The sequence below is a fragment of the Bacillus cereus group sp. MYBK227-1 genome (genome assembly GCF_051916325.1).
Classification (GTDB): Bacteria; Bacillota; Bacilli; order Bacillales; family Bacillaceae_G; genus Bacillus_A; species Bacillus_A cereus.
Genome location: NZ_JBQAGK010000002.1, coordinates 159,877 through 176,894 on the forward strand (window position 1 = coordinate 159,877; position 17,018 = coordinate 176,894).

Genomic DNA, 17,018 nt, shown 5'->3' on the forward strand with positions numbered 1-17,018 from the left:
TCATTAATCATGTAGATTCTTTTTCGGGCGAGGTGAAAAATTCGTCGATTTTGTCGGAAAGTAGTAATGGAATAGCTCCTTTTATAACAGAAATGTCCCAGTCCCACCATGCAAGATTCTCTAGTTTGTCAATTGTTTCTTGCGGGAAACGATATCGAATAAATTTTGCTGGATTACCAGCCACAATTGCATATGGAGGGACGTCTTTTGTAACAACACTTTTTGCACCAATAATGGCACCGTTACCAATTGTAACACCAGATAAAATGCAGGATTGATAACCAATCCATACATCATTGCCAACTACGATATCACCTTTTGAAGAAGGGTGACCAGTAATATGTGCTCCTTCATCAAAAAGTGCATTAAATGGATAAGTTGTTATCCAGTCTGCGCGATGTTCACCGCCAAGTATGAAAACGACTTCTTCTGCTAATGAACAAAACTTACCTATTTTCAATTTTGTTTCATCGTTCCAAGAAAAAATGGTTGGCCCTACTTTACTATAAGTATAATCACCAATATCATATTTATTATATTCAGGTTTTTGATTTAAATATAACATGCTTCTTCAGCCTCCTTTCTCAATTAAGTGATACGTATGGAATATTATATGCAAGATGTAGTAATGTGAACTGTATTAATAGGTGAAATGAACAAAAGGGAGTGGGATGTATGCGATACGAAATGGGTTTATATAATAAACCGTTTCAGTCAATTCGATCAGGGAAAAAAGTATATGAAGTACGCCTATACGATAAAAAACGTCAACTAATAAACAAAGACGATGAAATCGTATTTACGAATCTTAAGACAACAGAAATGATGACGGTAAAAGTAACGGAAATAAAGCGATACGAGAGCTTTAAAGCTATATATGAACAAATCGATAAAAAATTATTGGATTGTGAAAATGATAGTTTAGAGGAAATGTTAGAAAGTACATACAAAATATATACGAAAGAACAAGAAAAAGAGTGGGGAACAGTTGCGATTCGTATTGAGGTAATAAAATGATAAGAAATCGCGGAGCCGCTATCATTGTACAGGAAGGAAAAATCGCTCTTATAAAACGTATTCGAGAAGAGGAAAGATATTATGTTTTTCCTGGCGGAGGGATTGAGGAAGGTGAAACGCCTGAAGAGGCAACGAAAAGAGAGGTATACGAAGAATTAGGGGTACATATACAAGTGGAGCACCTTATTGCAAAGGTAAAATATAAAGGAAATGAATATTATTATGCTGCCTATATTACAGGCGGAGTGTTCGGAAGCGGAACAGCTGAGGAATTTCAGCTGGAAGGTAGGGGAAATTATATTCCGTTATGGCTACCGATAAACGAGTTGGAAAAGTGAATATAAAACCTTATGAAGTGGTCAGAAATATATTTAATCATTATAAAATATAACGTCTGACAACATACAAAAAAAACCATTGACATAGTCTTCTGATTTAAGTATTGTATTCGAGTATGTTTATAATCAGGAGGTTTATATGAGCAATCAAACTACTACACATCATGTGAAAATGACAACAGCGGATCCATCTGGAATTGGTCTATTTGGATTAGCGATGGTAACACTTGTAGCATCATCTCAAAAGTTAGGCTTAACAGATGGCGTTTCACTTGTATTACCGTGGGCAATCTTTTTAGGAGGATTTGCACAAATCTTTGCTTGCATTCATGATGCAAAGCATAACAATACATTCGGTACAACAGCATTCGGTGCGTACGGTCTATTTTGGCTAGGTGTTGGAATGACTTGGTTAATTCAACTTGGAGTATTTGGCGAAAAATTAGCACAAGCTGCAGATTCAAAACAGCTTGGTGTAGCCTTTATCGGATATTTGATTTTCACAATCTTTATGACAATTGGTGCAATGGAAACACATAAAGTATTATTTATGATTTTCGTCCTTATTGATTTCTTATTTATCGGTCTTTCATTAAGTACTTTAGGTGTTATGCCGCATGCAATGCATAATTTAGCAGCATATTCTGAACTTCTTATTTCATTATTATCTTTCTACGGTTCAGCTGCAGCAGTGTTAAATACACACTTCGGAAAAGTTGTTTTACCAGTAGGAAAGCCTTTTGGTATTTTTAAAAAATAATAAAAAAGCACAGATGATTGTATAGTCATCTGTGCTTTTTTATTTATTCCGCTCTTTGTGGGTTGTCTGAAAAAGCCTGATTGGTGAGGACTCATTAAACTTTCACTTTATCCCGCTATTTGCCGGGCAGTAAGCCCCCCGCCTCAAAATTCAGCGGAAACAAAGAAGTTAGGTGGGGGATGAATACCCTCACTGATTAAAGTTTCACCTTATTTGAAATAAGTAATGTGAAATGTAAATAAAAGTAGAAAAAATCAATTGAAATTGATTATCATTATTAATATAATGAGAATGAGAATCATTTATTGTTAGAGGGGGATGCCAAAGTGGCAAAAATTTTAATAGCTTATGCAAGTATGTCAGGAAATACAGAGAGTATTGCTGATTTAATTAAAGTTAGTTTAGATGCTTTTGATCATGAAGTAGTATTGCAAGAAATGGAAGGCATGGACGCTGAAGAATTATTAGCTTATGATGGAATCATTTTAGGATCTTATACGTGGGGCGATGGTGAATTACCATTTGAAGCGGAAGATTTTCATGATGACTTAGAAAATATAGATTTAGCTGGGAAAAAGGTAGCGGTATTCGGATCGGGTGATACAGCGTATGAACTGTTTTGTGAAGCGGTAACGATATTTGAAGAACGTCTTGTGGAACGCGGTGCAGAGCTTGTACAAGAAGGGCTGAAAATTGAATTAGCTCCAGAAGATGAAGAGGATGTTGAAAAATGCAGTAATTTTGCAATTGCATTTGCTGAGAAGTTCTAAGAATGGGAGTGTCAACGTGGAGACAATGTTAAGTGCAACTGCTATTACAAAGTTAAGAGATGGAAAACTGCTGTTAGCTACTACATATAATGGCTTATTTGTTGAACAAGACGGAGAATGGAAACGAATTTTAAATGGTTTTCAAAAACGAATTAGGGATTTACATAGCGAAGATAATGTAGTTTATGGTGTAGGTGACGAAGGGATTTTTATTCGCAGTATGAATGGTGGAGAGAACTGGACAATTCAGCGTTTTCCAACAAAAGCAACGAGTTGGAATGTATGTAGCAATGTACAAGGAACTGTTGTTGCTCATGGAGAAAAAACGCTGTATCTTTCTAATAATTTCGGTTTGACATGGGAAACTATTCATCCGTTTCTTGAGTATGGCAGTGCGGCACCGTCTATTCGATCATTATTTTTATATAAACATTACTTATTTATTGGTACGAAAATACATGCTAAATATGGTGGTGTTTGGCTCTTTGATTTGAAGACACGTAAATTAAAGAGGATTAAAATTGCGATGAATCAAATGATCTCTGCGTTGACTTTACACAATTCTTATTTAGTAGCGGCAAGTGGATCGTGCAAGGGAGTTAGCGGAAATATTTCTTATTGTAAAATAGATGAAAGTATTGCAAGTGAAAAAATATATTGGCATACATGTCAAAGTGAGCAGAAAGCAAGTAGTTATTTAGACTTAAGTGTAGATCAACATGTTTTATATACAACTTCAACGCAAAATAAGGCGGGGATTAGTAGTGTGTGCCGTGTGCTTCTTGAAGAAGGTATTGTTACAGTATGTGATTCAGTTAAAGGGCACGGATGGCGCATTGTTAATCAAAAAGATGGTTATGTAGTAGCCGGATCAGGTGAATTAAAAGCAATGCAGTGGGAACAAAAAATAATTTAAGAAAAAAACTTTACTTTTATTATATTGATATGATATAGTATATTTAAACCATTTTACTTTTAATAATATAGAGATTTAAATGAGCTGTAACTTCCGAGGAGGATAGCAATGTTAAATCTCCTCAGGGGTTGCAGTTTTTTAATATCTGGCTTATTATTGTAAGGTGGTTGAAAATGAATATGTACATATAGGTACATTGTAGGAGGATTTTTTTCATGCAAAACGGTAAAGTAAAATGGTTTAACTCAGAAAAAGGTTTCGGTTTCATCGAAGTTGAAGGCGGAGAAGACGTATTCGTTCATTTCTCAGCTATCCAAGGCGAAGGCTTCAAAACTTTAGAAGAAGGTCAAGAAGTTACTTTCGAAGTAGAACAAGGTAACCGTGGACCTCAAGCTACTAACGTAAACAAGAAGTAATTTTTGAAAAAAGAAGGGCTCGCCCTTCTTTTTTTTGCATTTTTATAGATGTCCTCCTACTTACATATCATAACAAGACTGAATTTTCATTTATTTATTCGGAGTATTTTTGTATAAAGTACATGAATAAATAAATACTGAAAATAAAGTGTTTGTGTGAAAAGGAATTTAGAAAGAGGTAAATAAATTGAAAAACGCTACACATTTCATTGTGTTTGATATTGAAAGGAATTTCAGACCGTATAAATCAGAAGATCCATCAGAAATAGTTGATATCGGAGCTGTAAAAATAGAAATAGGTACAATGAAGATAATTGAAGAATTTTCGGAGTTAGTAAAACCAAGTGCACGATTAACTCGTCATACAACAAAATTAACCGGTATTACGAAAAAAGATTTAATGGGTGTAGAAAAATTCCCTCAAATTATAGAGAAATTTATTCAGTTCATCGGCGAAGGTTCTATATTTGTTTCATGGGGAAAAGAAGATTATCGCTTTCTATCTCATGATTGTACATTATATGGTGTTGAATGCCCAAGTATAGAAAAAGAAAATAGAATTGATTTGCAAAAATTTGTTTTCCAAGCATATGAGGAATTGTTTGAACATACGCCAAGTTTACACTTTGCGGTAGAACAGCTCGCTTTAACGTGGGAAGGAAAACAGCACCGTGCTTTAGCAGATGCTGAAAATACAGCAAATATACTTCTTAAAGTATATAGCGAGAGAGATATTAATAAGCGATACAAAAGACATGGTGAACTTGAACTTGTAAAAAACGGAAAACTAACAGAAAAAGCGAAAAAAAAGATGCGAAAATGGGTATTTAAAGAACTAAAGAAAAATACAGAACGCCCTTTTGAATGGAGTACATTTGAAAGTAGTGACACGTGGGAAAGTATAACGGAAAGATATTATATAAGTGAAAATACAGTAGAACTCCTGAAAAAACATTTTCGTACAGCAGTGAGAAAAGCGGAACGGCAGATTAGGTATTTGGCTGAGATGGAGGAGAATACAGAGGTTAAATGAATTTCTCCTCCGCCTCTAACTACATACATGTAATAACAGCGTATTGATATTAAATAGGCATCAACTTGTTGTTGTGATTGTGCATTATAATTGCTTTGGGAGTGTTAAGACGTAATAAGAGCTTTAAACCGTATTAATAAAATAAATATATATATAAAGAAAAGAGTGTAGTTTAATGGAAACAATCTTTAACATTTTAACTGTTTTAGTTTTTGGGATAATATTTACCACACAATTAGCATTAACTACACTTTCTTTCATAGTAAAGAAGAATTGGAAAAAACTTAATATCTCTTTAAGTTGTGGTGTATTAAAGTTTAAAATAGAAGAGTAAGATTGAGCTTTGTACAAGGGAGGTGTGATAGTGGTAGACTTGGATATTAAAGATGTCACAGTAAAGATGGAATTAAACGGTGTCTTTTGGAATGAGGATCGGATTGCTGAAATGAAGGTGACTACAAAAGAAGAGCATTCTGTTATTCTTCGTCTAGTAGTTGATTTAGAAAGTAAAACTATTAGGGCGACGAGTGCGGAAATAGTGAATGGATTCTGCCCTCTGTGCAAACAGAAAAGGGACGAATGTAGTGAACTTAATGACTTGCAAAACAAAATGGAAATTTTAGAAGAAGCCTACGATTGGGTGAGAGAACATCCGGAATATCGTTTTCAATTATCTTTTTACGAGTACAATAAATTTGAGGTAGTAAAGTGAAATTTGCATCTTAACAACTTATAGAAGGACTTGGTCAAATAGAAATATTGAAGTAGATATTTCTAATGGAAATAAGCTTGTATAACAAGGAAGGGATGTATTTGATTCTGCAACAAATGTCATCTTGCATCAAAAAAATTTGAAAATAAACATGTTTTATTATAAAGCAGAAAAATCGATTCTTAGTAGAATCGGTTTTTAATATAAACAAAAGAGCGCTTATTATAAGCGCCCAGTAACAACAGTTATATGGAAGTATTTATCCCGTAAAAGCCCGATTGGTGAGGGTTAATAATTAGTGGGGGATGAACAAAACCCCACTGATTAAAGTTTCACTTTATTCAATACCGCTCGGATCAAACGAATACTGCTGCTTATTCTCAATCCGCTCAATCACATCTTGCAGCTCATCTGGCTTCAGAAACTCAATAGGAGAGAAGCCTTTTTCAAATGTAAGTGTGTCTGCTTCAATCATAAGTACATATCGATCATTTACCTTCGCAATATGTATTTGATCCCCGAAATCAGCAAGCAGGGCCTTCACAGAGATATGATCTGCTTTTAGTTTTAATTCGACTTCAGGAGCATGCTCGACGATTTGAGCAGTTGCTTCCATTACTTCTTCGGTTGAAAATTGTTCCATAATTTCGCGTTTCGGACTGGCAGCCCATACTTCCATCGCTTGGTCGAATTGTTCGCGTTCTTCCGTACCTTCTTCAAATACATCTTCAATTTGGTCGTATACCATGTCCATTACTTGTGTTTTCATAATTTCAGGCATAGAGCGTTCGTATTCGACGAATTTTAAGAAGTCTTCAAAGTAGCGGGCATGTGATGCTTGGTGTATTTTTAGTTCGCCTACTTCAACCATACCTTCTTCAGGCATGTACGGATATTGGATAGATTTCATATTCTTTGTTGTGATGGCCATTTCAACGTTACGAATCAGTGTTGATTCATCAGAAATAGAAGCAACCTTTGGTTCAAAGTCGCATTTCATTACGAATACGAATGGATCATCAAAGTATTTGCGTAGTTTTGCCTGAGCAATTAAAAATACACCACCACGTACAGCGCTTGTGTCAAGATATGTATAAACGAGAGGTTCGCTCATATCTTTAAAATTGTCCTTTGTTTCTGCAAAGCGAATACGATTAAAAAGGTTGTAATGAGGGTTTGAATCAAGTTCGTGCCCTTCTTCTACAATAAAGCGACCAATTTTTGTTGGGGCTTGTTCTGTTTTTGCATGACGTTCTACTTTTCGCTTCGATATTTTTAATAACTCACCATTCAAAAATTCTTTTAAGGAACTATCTTCATATTCTTCAGCGTCTAAAGTTTGAAAATGTTTGTAGCGTTTATCAACTGCTTCACCTTTTCCTTCTACTTGTACAACATAAAAGGAAAGATAATTTATTTCAAAATCCATATTTATCACCTTGTTTCATTTCATTAACTCTTATCAGTATAGAGATGGAAAAAACTTTCGTCAATTTATATAAGGAAGGGGAAGCCCCTTCCTTTATATAATCTTTATTTTCTCGATTAAAATCCGTCTTCTAATGCTGCGAATGGAATGTTTAGTCTGTTTTCTACTGTGCGTAAACGTTGGTTTAAGCGGTTTAGTCTACGTGTATGGCGCTCAACTGTATTTTCTAGTTGACGAACTCTTTGTTCAAGCTCATTTACGCGTCTTTCTAATTGACGATTTCCAGTGCCAGGAAAAGAGATTGGAAGTTGGAATTGTCTATTTTGGTCATATGGATTCGTGTGCTCTGCTTGATCTATATAAGATTGATATTGTGTTTGTAAGTCATACTGTGGTTGTTGGTACGCATATTGATTATATGGATCATATGGATTGTAGGGATACATAATAACATCCTCCATTTCTTTAAAATAGGTTGAATTCACCATAATGTATGTGCAAAAGCGGAGTGGTGGCACGGCAAATACCTATTTATGTTGACGGGATTTCTCTTTATCCCGCTATTTGCTGGGCAATAAGACCCCCATGTCAAAATTCAGCAGAAACAAAGAAGGTCGGGATGCCCGTAAAACCCCCACTGATTACAGTTTCACTTTATAAAAAATAGCTTGAGGGTTTTTGATTTGTATTTCTTTTGCTTAATGGTATATACTGGATAAAAGAGAGAGTTTACATAAAAGTTACAATTCTATCAAACTCAAACTTTTATGTAAATATGTATAGACATTTATAAAAGAAAAGAGTAATTTATATAGAGTGAAAAATAACTTGTAACATTTTATAAACATATTGTAAAATGATTGTAACAAAACATACATAAAAATGAAATAAATACATAATAGTGATGTTGGGGAAAGGGAGAGAGTATATTGTTCCGTAAAGTAAAGGGTATATTGGTTGGGGTGTTATGTGTAGCTATAATGAGTGGCTGTGGTGCAAAAGTAAGTGATGTTGCATTGGTAAGTGATATTGGTGGGCATACTGTAGAGGCTAAAGCAGAAGTGCAGGATACTATTAGTTTAGTTGATGGTCGAACTGGTACTGAAGTGAAAAAATTAGATTTATCTAGTTTAGGCTATTTTGATGATGAAGCGAAATTTAAAAAGTCTGTAACAAAGGTTGTTGGTGAGGTTGGAAAAAGCGTCGACAAAAAAATGGTTCCTTCACGTATAGCACCTGATGGAAGTTGGCAAGAAGGAAAACCTTCTTATGAATTAATGGAAAAAGAATTAGTAGATAAATTGTTAAATGTTGGTATGTGGGATGCTACGTATCAGTTGCCGATCGTGGAGAAAAAACCAGTCGCAACATTAAGTGATGCGCAAGGAAATGGTACGGTAATTGGTAGATATGAAACGAACTTAGGTGGTTCAACAGGTGGCCGTATTGAGAATATTCGTTTGTCAGCAGCGAGCATAAATGGAGTTGTGTTAGCAAAAGGAGACCGTTTCTCTTTTAATTCATTAATCGGTGATACAACACCAGATAAAGGATATCAATTAGGGAAAGAAATAGTTGATGGTAAATTAGTAGATGGATATGGCGGTGGTGTTTGTCAAACATCTTCAACTTTATACAATGCAGCAGATCAAGCTGGTCTGAAAATGGTGGAGAGAACTACACATTCTAAAACGGTAGGTTATGTTCCACAAGGAAGAGATGCTACAATTGCATATCCATACTTAGATTTAGTATTTGAAAATACGAATGATGCACCTGTGAAGCTTTATATGGGCATTCAGGGTGGAAAGCTAGTTGCTGAAGTACATAAAATGAGATAAGAGTTAAAAAGCCATCTTTTCTAAAAGTTAGAAAAGATGGCTTTTTATTATGAAAATAAAAATGTATGTGAATTCTGACTTTTCTTATTTACATAGGATGATTTTAGTTGTATCCTTCATAGTAACGGTTATATGTAATGGGAAAATATAGGGATAAGGAGATGAAGTTATTCATGGTAAAAATTCATCCGAAAACACGTATTGGTCATGTTGAATTTAAAGTGAAAGATTTAGAGCGTCAAATTGCTTTTTATGAGAATGTTGTAGGATTAGAGGTAATTAAGCGAGAGGGGAATAAAGCATATTTATCTGGAAAAGGTGGAAAGAACGCGTTACTTGTTCTTGAAAGGTTAGAGGACGGGGTACTGCAAGAACCGCGTACGACTGGTATATATCATGTAGCCTTTTTAGTTCCGACTCGTGAAGCTTTTGCTTCTGCGCTATTTGGGGTTCTTCGTAATAAGAATGTAATTGACAGCCCGGATGAGCAAGAAGGGCGTTATACATATTCAAATGAAATTTTACCAATTTCAAGGTTTAATAGTGCAAGTGATCATACATATAGCGAAGCTTTTTATTTGCAAGATTTAGAGGGGAATGGTATTGAAATTTATGCAGACCGTCCGCGTGATCAATGGGGAGAAGGGCCAGGAGGAAGTACACCACTTGATTTAAAAGAATTGGCAACACTCGTTGATTATGAGTTTGATGGTTTGCCTGCTAATACTGTCGTTGGGCACGTACATTTACGAATAGCTGATGTAGAGAAATCACATGAATTTTATGTGGAAACAGTAGGTTTTGAAGTACAACAGCGTGAAGAGGATTGCTTATTTATTTCAGCAGGGGGATATCATCACCATATTGGTGCAAATACGTGGAACGGAGTAAACAATCCACACCCACCAGTACATGCAACTGGGCTAAAGGTGTATACGATTGTACTACCGTATAAAGAAGCGTTAGATGAAGTGAAAGAAAGATTAATAGAAAAACAACATGAAATAAATGAAACTACAAATGGGTTTGTGGTGGTAGATCCAAGTGGTATTACAGTGCAGTTTGAAATAGAAGCAGTGTAAAATAAGCGAGAAAGTGTATAATCACTTTCTCGCTTATTTGTGATCATTCATAGCTCAATCCAATATCTTCTTACTACATTCCCATCTTCCTCAGTGAAATCATCATCACGAAGCCCGCCGTTATGTAAAATCGTTTTTTCAGAAGCGGTATTCACTGCGTCGCAAACGACAAGTACTTTCGTGATGTCTAATTCCTTCGTTTTTTCTAATGATAATGCTAGTAACTTCGTAGCATAACCTTTTCTTCTTTCAGAAGGGCGAATGCCATAACCAATATGACCGCCAGCGTTAAATAAATGTTCGGTTAAACTATGACGTATATTAACAGCTCCCACAATTTTATTTTCATCTGTAACAAGCCAATATGTAGAGTCTGGTACCCAAGTTTCAGGGATATTTATTCCGTTATGCGCATCGAGAAGTTCTTGAACCATAGCTGGGAAGTTGGCAGGATTTTTTGAGATAACCCACGGGATCATTGTTTCACCGCTATCTTTCCATTCGTTATAGAAATCTAAGTATTCTTCTTGTAAATCAGTAGTAGGTGTAAGTAACGAGACGTTCATTGTTAGTAAGCTCCTTTATTTATGTATTTTTTATAAAAAATTATGAAACAAAATGAAAGCGTTTTCTGGAATTTCTCAACCTAATTTCATGCAATCCACCTTTGGTTTTTTAGAAAATTAGTGAAGGTTTAAAATCAGGAGTTATTTGTTTTATGTTAATATTTAAAATATTAACATAAAACAGTCGGAGTATTAAGTGTATTTTAGTGGTATTCTTTCATGGTGATAAATGGATGTTTGTGATAATTTTTGTTTTATCTATCTATAATGAATGAAAGGGGGAAGTGCCCGTGAGTGTAGATTTTGATTTTATTATACGAATCGGTGTTGCTGGCTTGTTAGGAGCAATGATTGGTATTGAAAGAGAAATTCGATCGAAAGAAGCTGGATTAAAGACTCATTTCCTCGTAGCGGTAGGAAGTGCGTTAATAATGGTTGTTTCGAAATATGCCTTTTCAGATATTGTGTATGAAGAGCATACGTCTCTAGACCCAAGTCGGATTGCAGCACAAGTCGTTAGTGGAGTTGGTTTTTTAGGTGCAGGCACAATTATTATTCAAAAGCAGGCGGTGAAAGGATTAACTACCGCGGCTGGTTTATGGGCTACTGCCGGTATAGGATTAGCAATTGGAGCGGGAATGTATGTAGTAGGCATTGGAGCGACGATTCTCGTTTTAATTGGTTTAGAAATTGTAAGTCGTATTTTTAAGGTGCAATTTCTATTTCCACAAAATATAACAGTGCAAATGTTTGTAAATAAACATGAAGCGATACAACAAATATTAGAAACACTACAAGTGAAAGGCATCCCAATACTCTCATATGAGGTGGAAGCTTCACAGCAAGGTACAGAAACTGTTTATAAGGTAGGAATGCAGCTGAAAAATATATCGTCAGAAGAAAAGAATGAGTTTATTCAGCATATGCAAACATTACCGGAAGTTACGTTTATAAAGTTAAAATCATAGTGTTGAAAACGAGGATAGATGTAGCAGAAATTTTGCTATTATCTATCTTTTTTGATATAAAATGCACGGAAAGTCAAGCGTTAATTTTACATGGAATGGATACATGTGTGAACGTTACCTTATTTTTTCTCAATACAGGACAAAAAGTGAAAATAGTAAAATAATGGAGCGGGACACTATAAATGTAAGGTAGGGGAGAGCATGAAAGGCTATTCAAAGAAAATGTTAGTAGGGGTAAGTTTTGCTAGTTTAATGTTAGGGAGTTTTCAAGGGGTCAGTTTGGCAGAAGATACCAAGGGAGAGCAAGTTTCTTATCGAAATGTGCTCAAAATGGAGCCAGTCGGTGTACAACTACCAGTACAAGAATTAGCTCATTCATCGAAAGTGCTCGAAAGCAAGTCTTTTGAGAAAAGGTTACAATTTGCCGATTTATCACAAAGACCACCTGAGGTGAAAAAAGAAAGTAAGCAATTAGCTGTAGCGAAAACTTATACAATTGCTGAATTAAATCAATTAAGCAATCAGCAGTTAGTAGATTTACTTGTAACAATTGATTGGGAGCAAATTACGGGGCTATTTCAGTTTAATACAGACAGTCTAGCATTCTATCAAAATGATAGTAGGATGCAGGCGATTATTGATAAATTGAAGCAGCAAGGACAAGCCTATACGAAGGATGATTCAAAAGGGATTGAGACATTAGTGGAGGTATTGCGTTCAGGATTTTATTTAGGATTTTATAATTCGGAACTTAGTAAATTAAATGAACGGAGTTATCATGATAAATGCTTACCTGCATTAAAAGCGATAGCTAACAATTCAAATTTCAAGCTGAGTACATTAGAGCAAAATAGAGTGGTATCATCATACGGAAAGTTAATAGGAAACGCTTCGAGTGATGTGGAAACGATAACATCAGCTGCAAAAATTTTCAAACAATATAATGATAATTTTTCTACATTAGTAGATAATCTTTCAGCTGGAAATGCTATTTACGATATTATGCAAGGTGTTGATTACGACATTCAATCGTATTTGTACGATACGAGGAAAGCACCGAAAGATACAGTATGGTATCAGAAAATAGATAGTTATATTAATGAACTAAGTCGTTTTGCATTAATGGGAACGATTACAGCAAAAAACGGTTGGCTTATTAATAATGGCATTTATTATACAGGTAGACTCGGTACATTCCATAGTACAGGAACGAAAGGGTTACAAGTTGTAACAGATGCGATGAAAATTTATCCGTATTTAGGGGAGCAATATTTCGTAGCTGCTGAGCAAATCGCAACGAATTATGGCGGAAAAGATGCAAATGGTAAAGTGGTGAATTTAGATCAAATAAGAGAAGATGGAAAGAAAAAATATTTGCCAAAAACGTATACGTTTGATGATGGGGCAATTGTTTTAAAAGCTGGAGATAAAGTGACAGAAGAAAAAGTAAAACGTTTATATTGGGCGGCAAAAGAAGTGAAGGCACAATTCCATCGTACGGTTGAAAGTGATCAACCTTTAGAAAATGGAAATCCTGATGATATACTAACGATGGTTATTTATAATAGCCCAGCAGAATATCAATTTAATCGTCAATTGTACGGTTATGAAACGAATAACGGTGGTCTTTATATAGAAGGAACAGGTACGTTCTTTACTTATGAGCGTACGCCAGAAGAAAGTATTTATAGTTTAGAAGAATTATTCCGGCACGAGTTCACGCATTATTTACAAGGTAGATATGAAGTACCAGGGTTATGGGGACAAGGAAAAATATATGAAAATGAAAGATTATCTTGGTTTGAAGAAGGAAATGCTGAATTTTTTGCAGGGGCAACGAGAACGGATAATGTTGTACCGAGAAAGAGTATTATAGGAGGATTATCTTCAAATCCAGCAGAGCGTTATACGGCAGAGCGAACGTTAAATGCAAAGTATGGAACGTGGGATTTCTATAATTATTCCTTTGTTTTACAATCGTATATGTACAATAAGAGATATGATATGTTCGATAAAATACATGATCTTATTAGGAAAAATGATGTAACAGCATATGATGCATATCGCTCTACATTAAGTAAAGATGCGAATTTAAATAAAGAATATCAAGACTATATGCAAATGCTAGTTGATAATCGTGAGAAATATAACGTGCCATTAGTATCAGACGATTATTTAGCAAATCATGCACCGAAACCAGTTTCAGATATTGCGGCAGAAATAACGGCGGAAGCAAAATTGAAAAATGTATCAGTGAAGAAAAATAAATCACAGTTCTTTAATACATTCACACTACAAGGAACATATACAGGAACTGCAGCAAAAGGAGAATATGAAGATTGGAAAACAATTACACAAAACGTTAATGATACTTTAAAACGTTTAAGTGCAAAGGAATGGACAGGCTATAAAACAGTAACAGCATACTTCGTAAATTATCGCGTGAATGCATCAGGACAATTTGAATATGATGTTGTGTTCCACGGTATTAATACAGAAGAAGGTGCAGAGAATAAAGCACCAGTTGCAGTTATAAACGGTCCGTATAGTGGAAATGTAAATGAAGCAATTTCATTTAAAAGCGACGGATCAAAAGATGAAGACGGGAAAATTACTTCGTATAAATGGGAGTTTGGTGATGGAGCAGTAAGTAATGAGCAAAATCCAACTCACGTATATACAAAAGAAGGAACGTATACAACGAAATTAACGGTAACAGACGATAAAGGAGCAACTAATACTGCTACAGCGACTGTAACTGTTCAAAAGAAAGAAGATAACAGTGTAGAAAAAGAACCGAATAACTCATTCCAAACAGCAAACAAACTGCAGTTAAATCAAGTTTTACGTGCTAGTTTAGGAAATGGCGATACAAGTGACTTCTTTGAAATTAATGTGGAGACTGCTAAAAACCTTCAAATTAACGTAACGAATGAAAATAATATCGGAATGAACTGGGTACTTTATTCTGAAGCAGATTTAAATAATTATGTTACGTATGCTCAGCAACAAGGGAATAAACTAGTAGGTAGTTACTACACGTATCCAGGGAAGTATTATTTACATGTGTATCAGTATAGTGGTGGAACAGGGAATTATACGGTGGAAGTAAAGTAGTAAAAAGGGAGTTGTCTTTTTCAATGAATGGCATAAGGTCTGTACTTTATTGGAAAAACAATTGTAGGAAATGTCCCTAATGATAATAACAAATTAAGTATCGCGAGATATTATATTTACATTAAACAAATCTAATCAGTAAATGAGATAAAATCGATGAACTAGTATTTCATCACGATGTAAGAAAAGTTATAAATATTAAGTGCGTTTAATGTAGTTAAACTAAAGGATCAGAGTGTATCTGTAACAATAGATAAGCTCTGATCCTTATTATTTTTAATTAACTAAACAGAAAATTTTTGTCGCATTAGCAGGGGATACTAATAGAAAAGCGTGTCCCTTTACCTAAGTTACTCTCTATCTCTATATCTCCGTTTAATTCTTTAATAATACTATAAGCAATCATAGTACCAAGCCCAGTTCCTTTTTCTGTTGTTGAATAGAATGGCAAAGCAATTCGTTTTATTTGTTGAGATGACATCCCAATTCCTGAATCAATAATATCAATTATGATATTTCCTTTTACTTTTTGTATATTTATTTGTAATAATCCACCATTTTTCATAGCCTCAATTCCGTTTTGGATGATGTTGTTTAGACAGAGTTTGAATTTTTCGGGGTCCCCATTTATATAAAAGGAATCTGTACTATTTTGTTTGATTTCAACTTTGTATGATAGAGCGAGTGGTGAAATAGTATCTTTCACTTGATTTAAAATGTGATTAATATCTATTTTCTCTTTTAGGGTGTTCTGTGGTTTGGTTAAAGATAAATAGTTATTAATAGTAGATTGTATTTGCTGCATTTCAATTAACATGATTTCTAAGTATTGATCCTGAGATAGCTTAGAGGCATGTTTTTCATTTAATAATTGAGTGAATCCATGTACCGTGGTTAGTGGATTGTGGATTTCGTGTGCAATTGACGCTGCTAGTTCGCTAGCTATATAAAATTTTTCAGCTCGTTGTAGCTTTTCTTTCATTTTATATTTCTCAATCATTCCCTCTATTAAATAAACTGATAATAATACTGTGAAAATATTAATGATTATGTAATTTAATAAAAATTCTATGAGAGTAGAGTCTATTTTCCCTCCTGTATGTATTTGAGTTACAATACCGCAAATAGAAAGTGAAGTTGTACATACTAAAATAAGGAGTAAGCTTAATAATACTTTTTTTTCTTTAACATACATAGGTAATAAGTAACGAAAGAGCATTGTTATACCAAAAATAATAGTGAAGATAATAAATGATGGAAGAACGCCATTTCCGCCTAAGTAAAACCGATAAGAAAGATATAAAATTCCTATAAAAACAATGTTTTTTGTATTTCCATATAGAAAAACTAATATTATAGGAATAAAACGTAAATCATAAATAAATCCCACATGTAAATGAAAAGGAAAAGTCATACAAAAAATAATAGCAATGGAGGAAAGGATAGAAAATAACATATTATTACATGTTATTTTTTCTTTAAACTCTAGCCAGAATACGTGATAGCTAAGGATACAAATTATTATAATAAAGGTATTTAATAAAAGAGTAGAAATTCCCATAGTTTTGCATCTCCGATAGTTTGTAAGTAGAATTATGTATGAGTTGGACATAGATGTTTAGTATTAGTAGACTTTTTATTTAAAAAAGGAAGAGTAATTGAAAAACATGCTGGTATATTACTCGTATTAAAATTGATAAGGAAAATAGAAAAAGTCTATTTGAATTTATGTACATATGAAATTATAAACTGTTTTTTATAGGTAAAATTTGGATTGAGTTACTGATAAAATAAGGTTCTTTAAGTATGAATATTCTGTAAAAATGATATGTGTGGTGACTCCTGTTTTGTAGCCTTCGTTATATTAACATGGAATATATCAAATTACAAAGTGAAATTTTAGAAAAATTTTATTAGTACATTTTATCTGAAATAGAAATGCTATTTATGTGAGTATTTTGGTACTTAATCGTATAAAACTTTGTTAGAAAAAGACTTTAAAATTTATAAGTTTTTTATGAAGCGTAATATTGTAGTTTTATCTATGTGGGTT

General features: G+C 34.2%; 16 protein-coding genes and 1 pseudogene. 12 read left to right on the forward strand and 5 right to left on the reverse strand.

The window, feature by feature from the left end; translation table 11 throughout:
* Window positions 1-7: 7 nt before the first annotated feature.
* A complete protein-coding gene (locus ACTFRM_RS07925; RefSeq protein WP_000966302.1) occupies window positions 8-565 on the reverse strand; it encodes a CatB-related O-acetyltransferase in 558 nt (185 codons plus the stop codon).
* 110 nt (window positions 566-675) lie between these two features.
* Between ACTFRM_RS07925 and ACTFRM_RS07930 the strand changes: the two genes are divergently transcribed.
* The 8 genes and pseudogenes from ACTFRM_RS07930 (at window position 676) to ACTFRM_RS07965 (ending at window position 5,962) form a co-directional block, all read left to right on the forward strand.
* The gene (locus ACTFRM_RS07930) at window positions 676-1,017 is read left to right on the forward strand and encodes an ASCH domain-containing protein (RefSeq protein WP_001268367.1); all 342 of its coding nucleotides are present in this window, start codon (window positions 676-678) and stop codon (window positions 1,015-1,017) included.
* A pseudogene (locus tag ACTFRM_RS07935) lies at window positions 1,014-1,408 on the forward strand (NUDIX hydrolase). Before ACTFRM_RS07930 ends, ACTFRM_RS07935 begins: the two are co-directional and overlap by 4 nt.
* Window positions 1,409-1,494: 86 nt before the next feature.
* Window positions 1,495-2,115: an acetate uptake transporter gene (locus ACTFRM_RS07940; RefSeq protein ID WP_000070938.1), complete on the forward strand. Its 621-nt coding sequence runs from the start codon at window positions 1,495-1,497 to the stop codon at window positions 2,113-2,115.
* Window positions 2,116-2,441: 326 nt separating this feature from the next.
* On the forward strand, window positions 2,442-2,885 hold the full coding sequence (locus ACTFRM_RS07945) for a flavodoxin (protein ID WP_001062752.1): 444 nt from the start codon (window positions 2,442-2,444) through the stop codon (window positions 2,883-2,885).
* A gap of 16 nt (window positions 2,886-2,901) precedes the next feature.
* Complete coding sequence (locus tag ACTFRM_RS07950; RefSeq protein WP_000449496.1) at window positions 2,902-3,801, forward strand: WD40/YVTN/BNR-like repeat-containing protein; 900 nt, start codon at window positions 2,902-2,904, stop codon at window positions 3,799-3,801.
* Window positions 3,802-4,016: 215 nt separating this feature from the next.
* A complete protein-coding gene (gene cspB / locus ACTFRM_RS07955; RefSeq protein ID WP_001179150.1) occupies window positions 4,017-4,217 on the forward strand; it encodes a cold shock-like protein CspB in 201 nt (66 codons plus the stop codon).
* 187 nt (window positions 4,218-4,404) lie between these two features.
* Window positions 4,405-5,250, forward strand: coding sequence for an exonuclease (locus tag ACTFRM_RS07960; protein ID WP_000786414.1), 846 nt, complete (start codon window positions 4,405-4,407; stop codon window positions 5,248-5,250).
* A 364-nt stretch (window positions 5,251-5,614) separates the two neighbouring features.
* The gene (locus tag ACTFRM_RS07965) at window positions 5,615-5,962 is read left to right on the forward strand and encodes a hypothetical protein (RefSeq protein WP_000227983.1); all 348 of its coding nucleotides are present in this window, start codon (window positions 5,615-5,617) and stop codon (window positions 5,960-5,962) included.
* Between the two features lie 337 nt (window positions 5,963-6,299).
* Here the strand turns inward: ACTFRM_RS07965 and ACTFRM_RS07970 are convergent, their stop codons facing one another.
* Both ACTFRM_RS07970 and ACTFRM_RS07975 read right to left on the reverse strand, forming a co-directional pair.
* Window positions 6,300-7,391: a DUF3900 domain-containing protein gene (locus tag ACTFRM_RS07970; RefSeq protein ID WP_000345034.1), complete on the reverse strand. Its 1,092-nt coding sequence runs from the start codon at window positions 7,389-7,391 to the stop codon at window positions 6,300-6,302.
* Between the two features lie 116 nt (window positions 7,392-7,507).
* Entirely contained in the window at window positions 7,508-7,837 is a 330-nt protein-coding gene (locus ACTFRM_RS07975; protein ID WP_000283715.1) for a hypothetical protein, read from the reverse strand.
* A 483-nt stretch (window positions 7,838-8,320) separates the two neighbouring features.
* On the opposite strand from ACTFRM_RS07975, the gene ACTFRM_RS07980 reads away from it, so the two are divergent.
* Both ACTFRM_RS07980 and ACTFRM_RS07985 read left to right on the forward strand, forming a co-directional pair.
* On the forward strand, window positions 8,321-9,232 hold the full coding sequence (locus ACTFRM_RS07980; RefSeq protein WP_440043165.1) for a VanW family protein: 912 nt from the start codon (window positions 8,321-8,323) through the stop codon (window positions 9,230-9,232).
* A 137-nt stretch (window positions 9,233-9,369) separates the two neighbouring features.
* Window positions 9,370-10,314, forward strand: a complete 945-nt coding sequence (locus ACTFRM_RS07985; protein ID WP_121868208.1) for a VOC family protein — start codon at window positions 9,370-9,372, stop codon at window positions 10,312-10,314.
* A gap of 47 nt (window positions 10,315-10,361) precedes the next feature.
* Here ACTFRM_RS07985 and ACTFRM_RS07990 read toward each other — a convergent pair whose 3' ends face one another.
* Entirely contained in the window at window positions 10,362-10,880 is a 519-nt protein-coding gene (locus tag ACTFRM_RS07990) for a GNAT family N-acetyltransferase (RefSeq protein WP_001103118.1), read from the reverse strand.
* A 290-nt stretch (window positions 10,881-11,170) separates the two neighbouring features.
* Here ACTFRM_RS07990 and ACTFRM_RS07995 point away from each other — a divergent pair, with 290 nt between their 5' ends.
* Entirely contained in the window at window positions 11,171-11,848 is a 678-nt protein-coding gene (locus ACTFRM_RS07995) for an MgtC/SapB family protein (RefSeq protein WP_000109728.1), read from the forward strand.
* A 201-nt stretch (window positions 11,849-12,049) separates the two neighbouring features.
* Entirely contained in the window at window positions 12,050-14,965 is a 2,916-nt protein-coding gene (gene colA / locus ACTFRM_RS08000; RefSeq protein ID WP_440043166.1) for a collagenase ColA, read from the forward strand.
* 307 nt (window positions 14,966-15,272) lie between these two features.
* Here the strand turns inward: colA and ACTFRM_RS08005 are convergent, their stop codons facing one another.
* Window positions 15,273-16,526, reverse strand: a complete 1,254-nt coding sequence (locus ACTFRM_RS08005; protein WP_440043167.1) for an ATP-binding protein — start codon at window positions 16,524-16,526, stop codon at window positions 15,273-15,275.
* Window positions 16,527-17,018 lie beyond the last annotated feature (492 nt).

Excerpts from the sequence above, each read along its gene's own strand:
- ACTFRM_RS07925 (WP_000966302.1), bottom strand. The coding sequence starts at position 565 with ATGTTATATTTAAATCAAAAACCTGAATATAATAAATATGATATTGGT.
- ACTFRM_RS07930 (WP_001268367.1), top strand. The coding sequence starts at position 676 with ATGCGATACGAAATGGGTTTATATAATAAACCGTTTCAGTCAATTCGA.
- ACTFRM_RS07940 (WP_000070938.1), top strand. The coding sequence starts at position 1,495 with ATGAGCAATCAAACTACTACACATCATGTGAAAATGACAACAGCGGAT.
- cspB (WP_001179150.1), top strand. The coding sequence starts at position 4,017 with ATGCAAAACGGTAAAGTAAAATGGTTTAACTCAGAAAAAGGTTTCGGT.
- ACTFRM_RS07970 (WP_000345034.1), bottom strand. The coding sequence starts at position 7,391 with ATGGATTTTGAAATAAATTATCTTTCCTTTTATGTTGTACAAGTAGAA.
- ACTFRM_RS07975 (WP_000283715.1), bottom strand. The coding sequence starts at position 7,837 with ATGTATCCCTACAATCCATATGATCCATATAATCAATATGCGTACCAA.
- ACTFRM_RS07985 (WP_121868208.1), top strand. The coding sequence starts at position 9,370 with ATGGGAAAATATAGGGATAAGGAGATGAAGTTATTCATGGTAAAAATT.
- ACTFRM_RS07990 (WP_001103118.1), bottom strand. The coding sequence starts at position 10,880 with ATGAACGTCTCGTTACTTACACCTACTACTGATTTACAAGAAGAATAC.
- colA (WP_440043166.1), top strand. The coding sequence starts at position 12,050 with ATGAAAGGCTATTCAAAGAAAATGTTAGTAGGGGTAAGTTTTGCTAGT.
- ACTFRM_RS08005 (WP_440043167.1), bottom strand. The coding sequence starts at position 16,526 with ATGGGAATTTCTACTCTTTTATTAAATACCTTTATTATAATAATTTGT.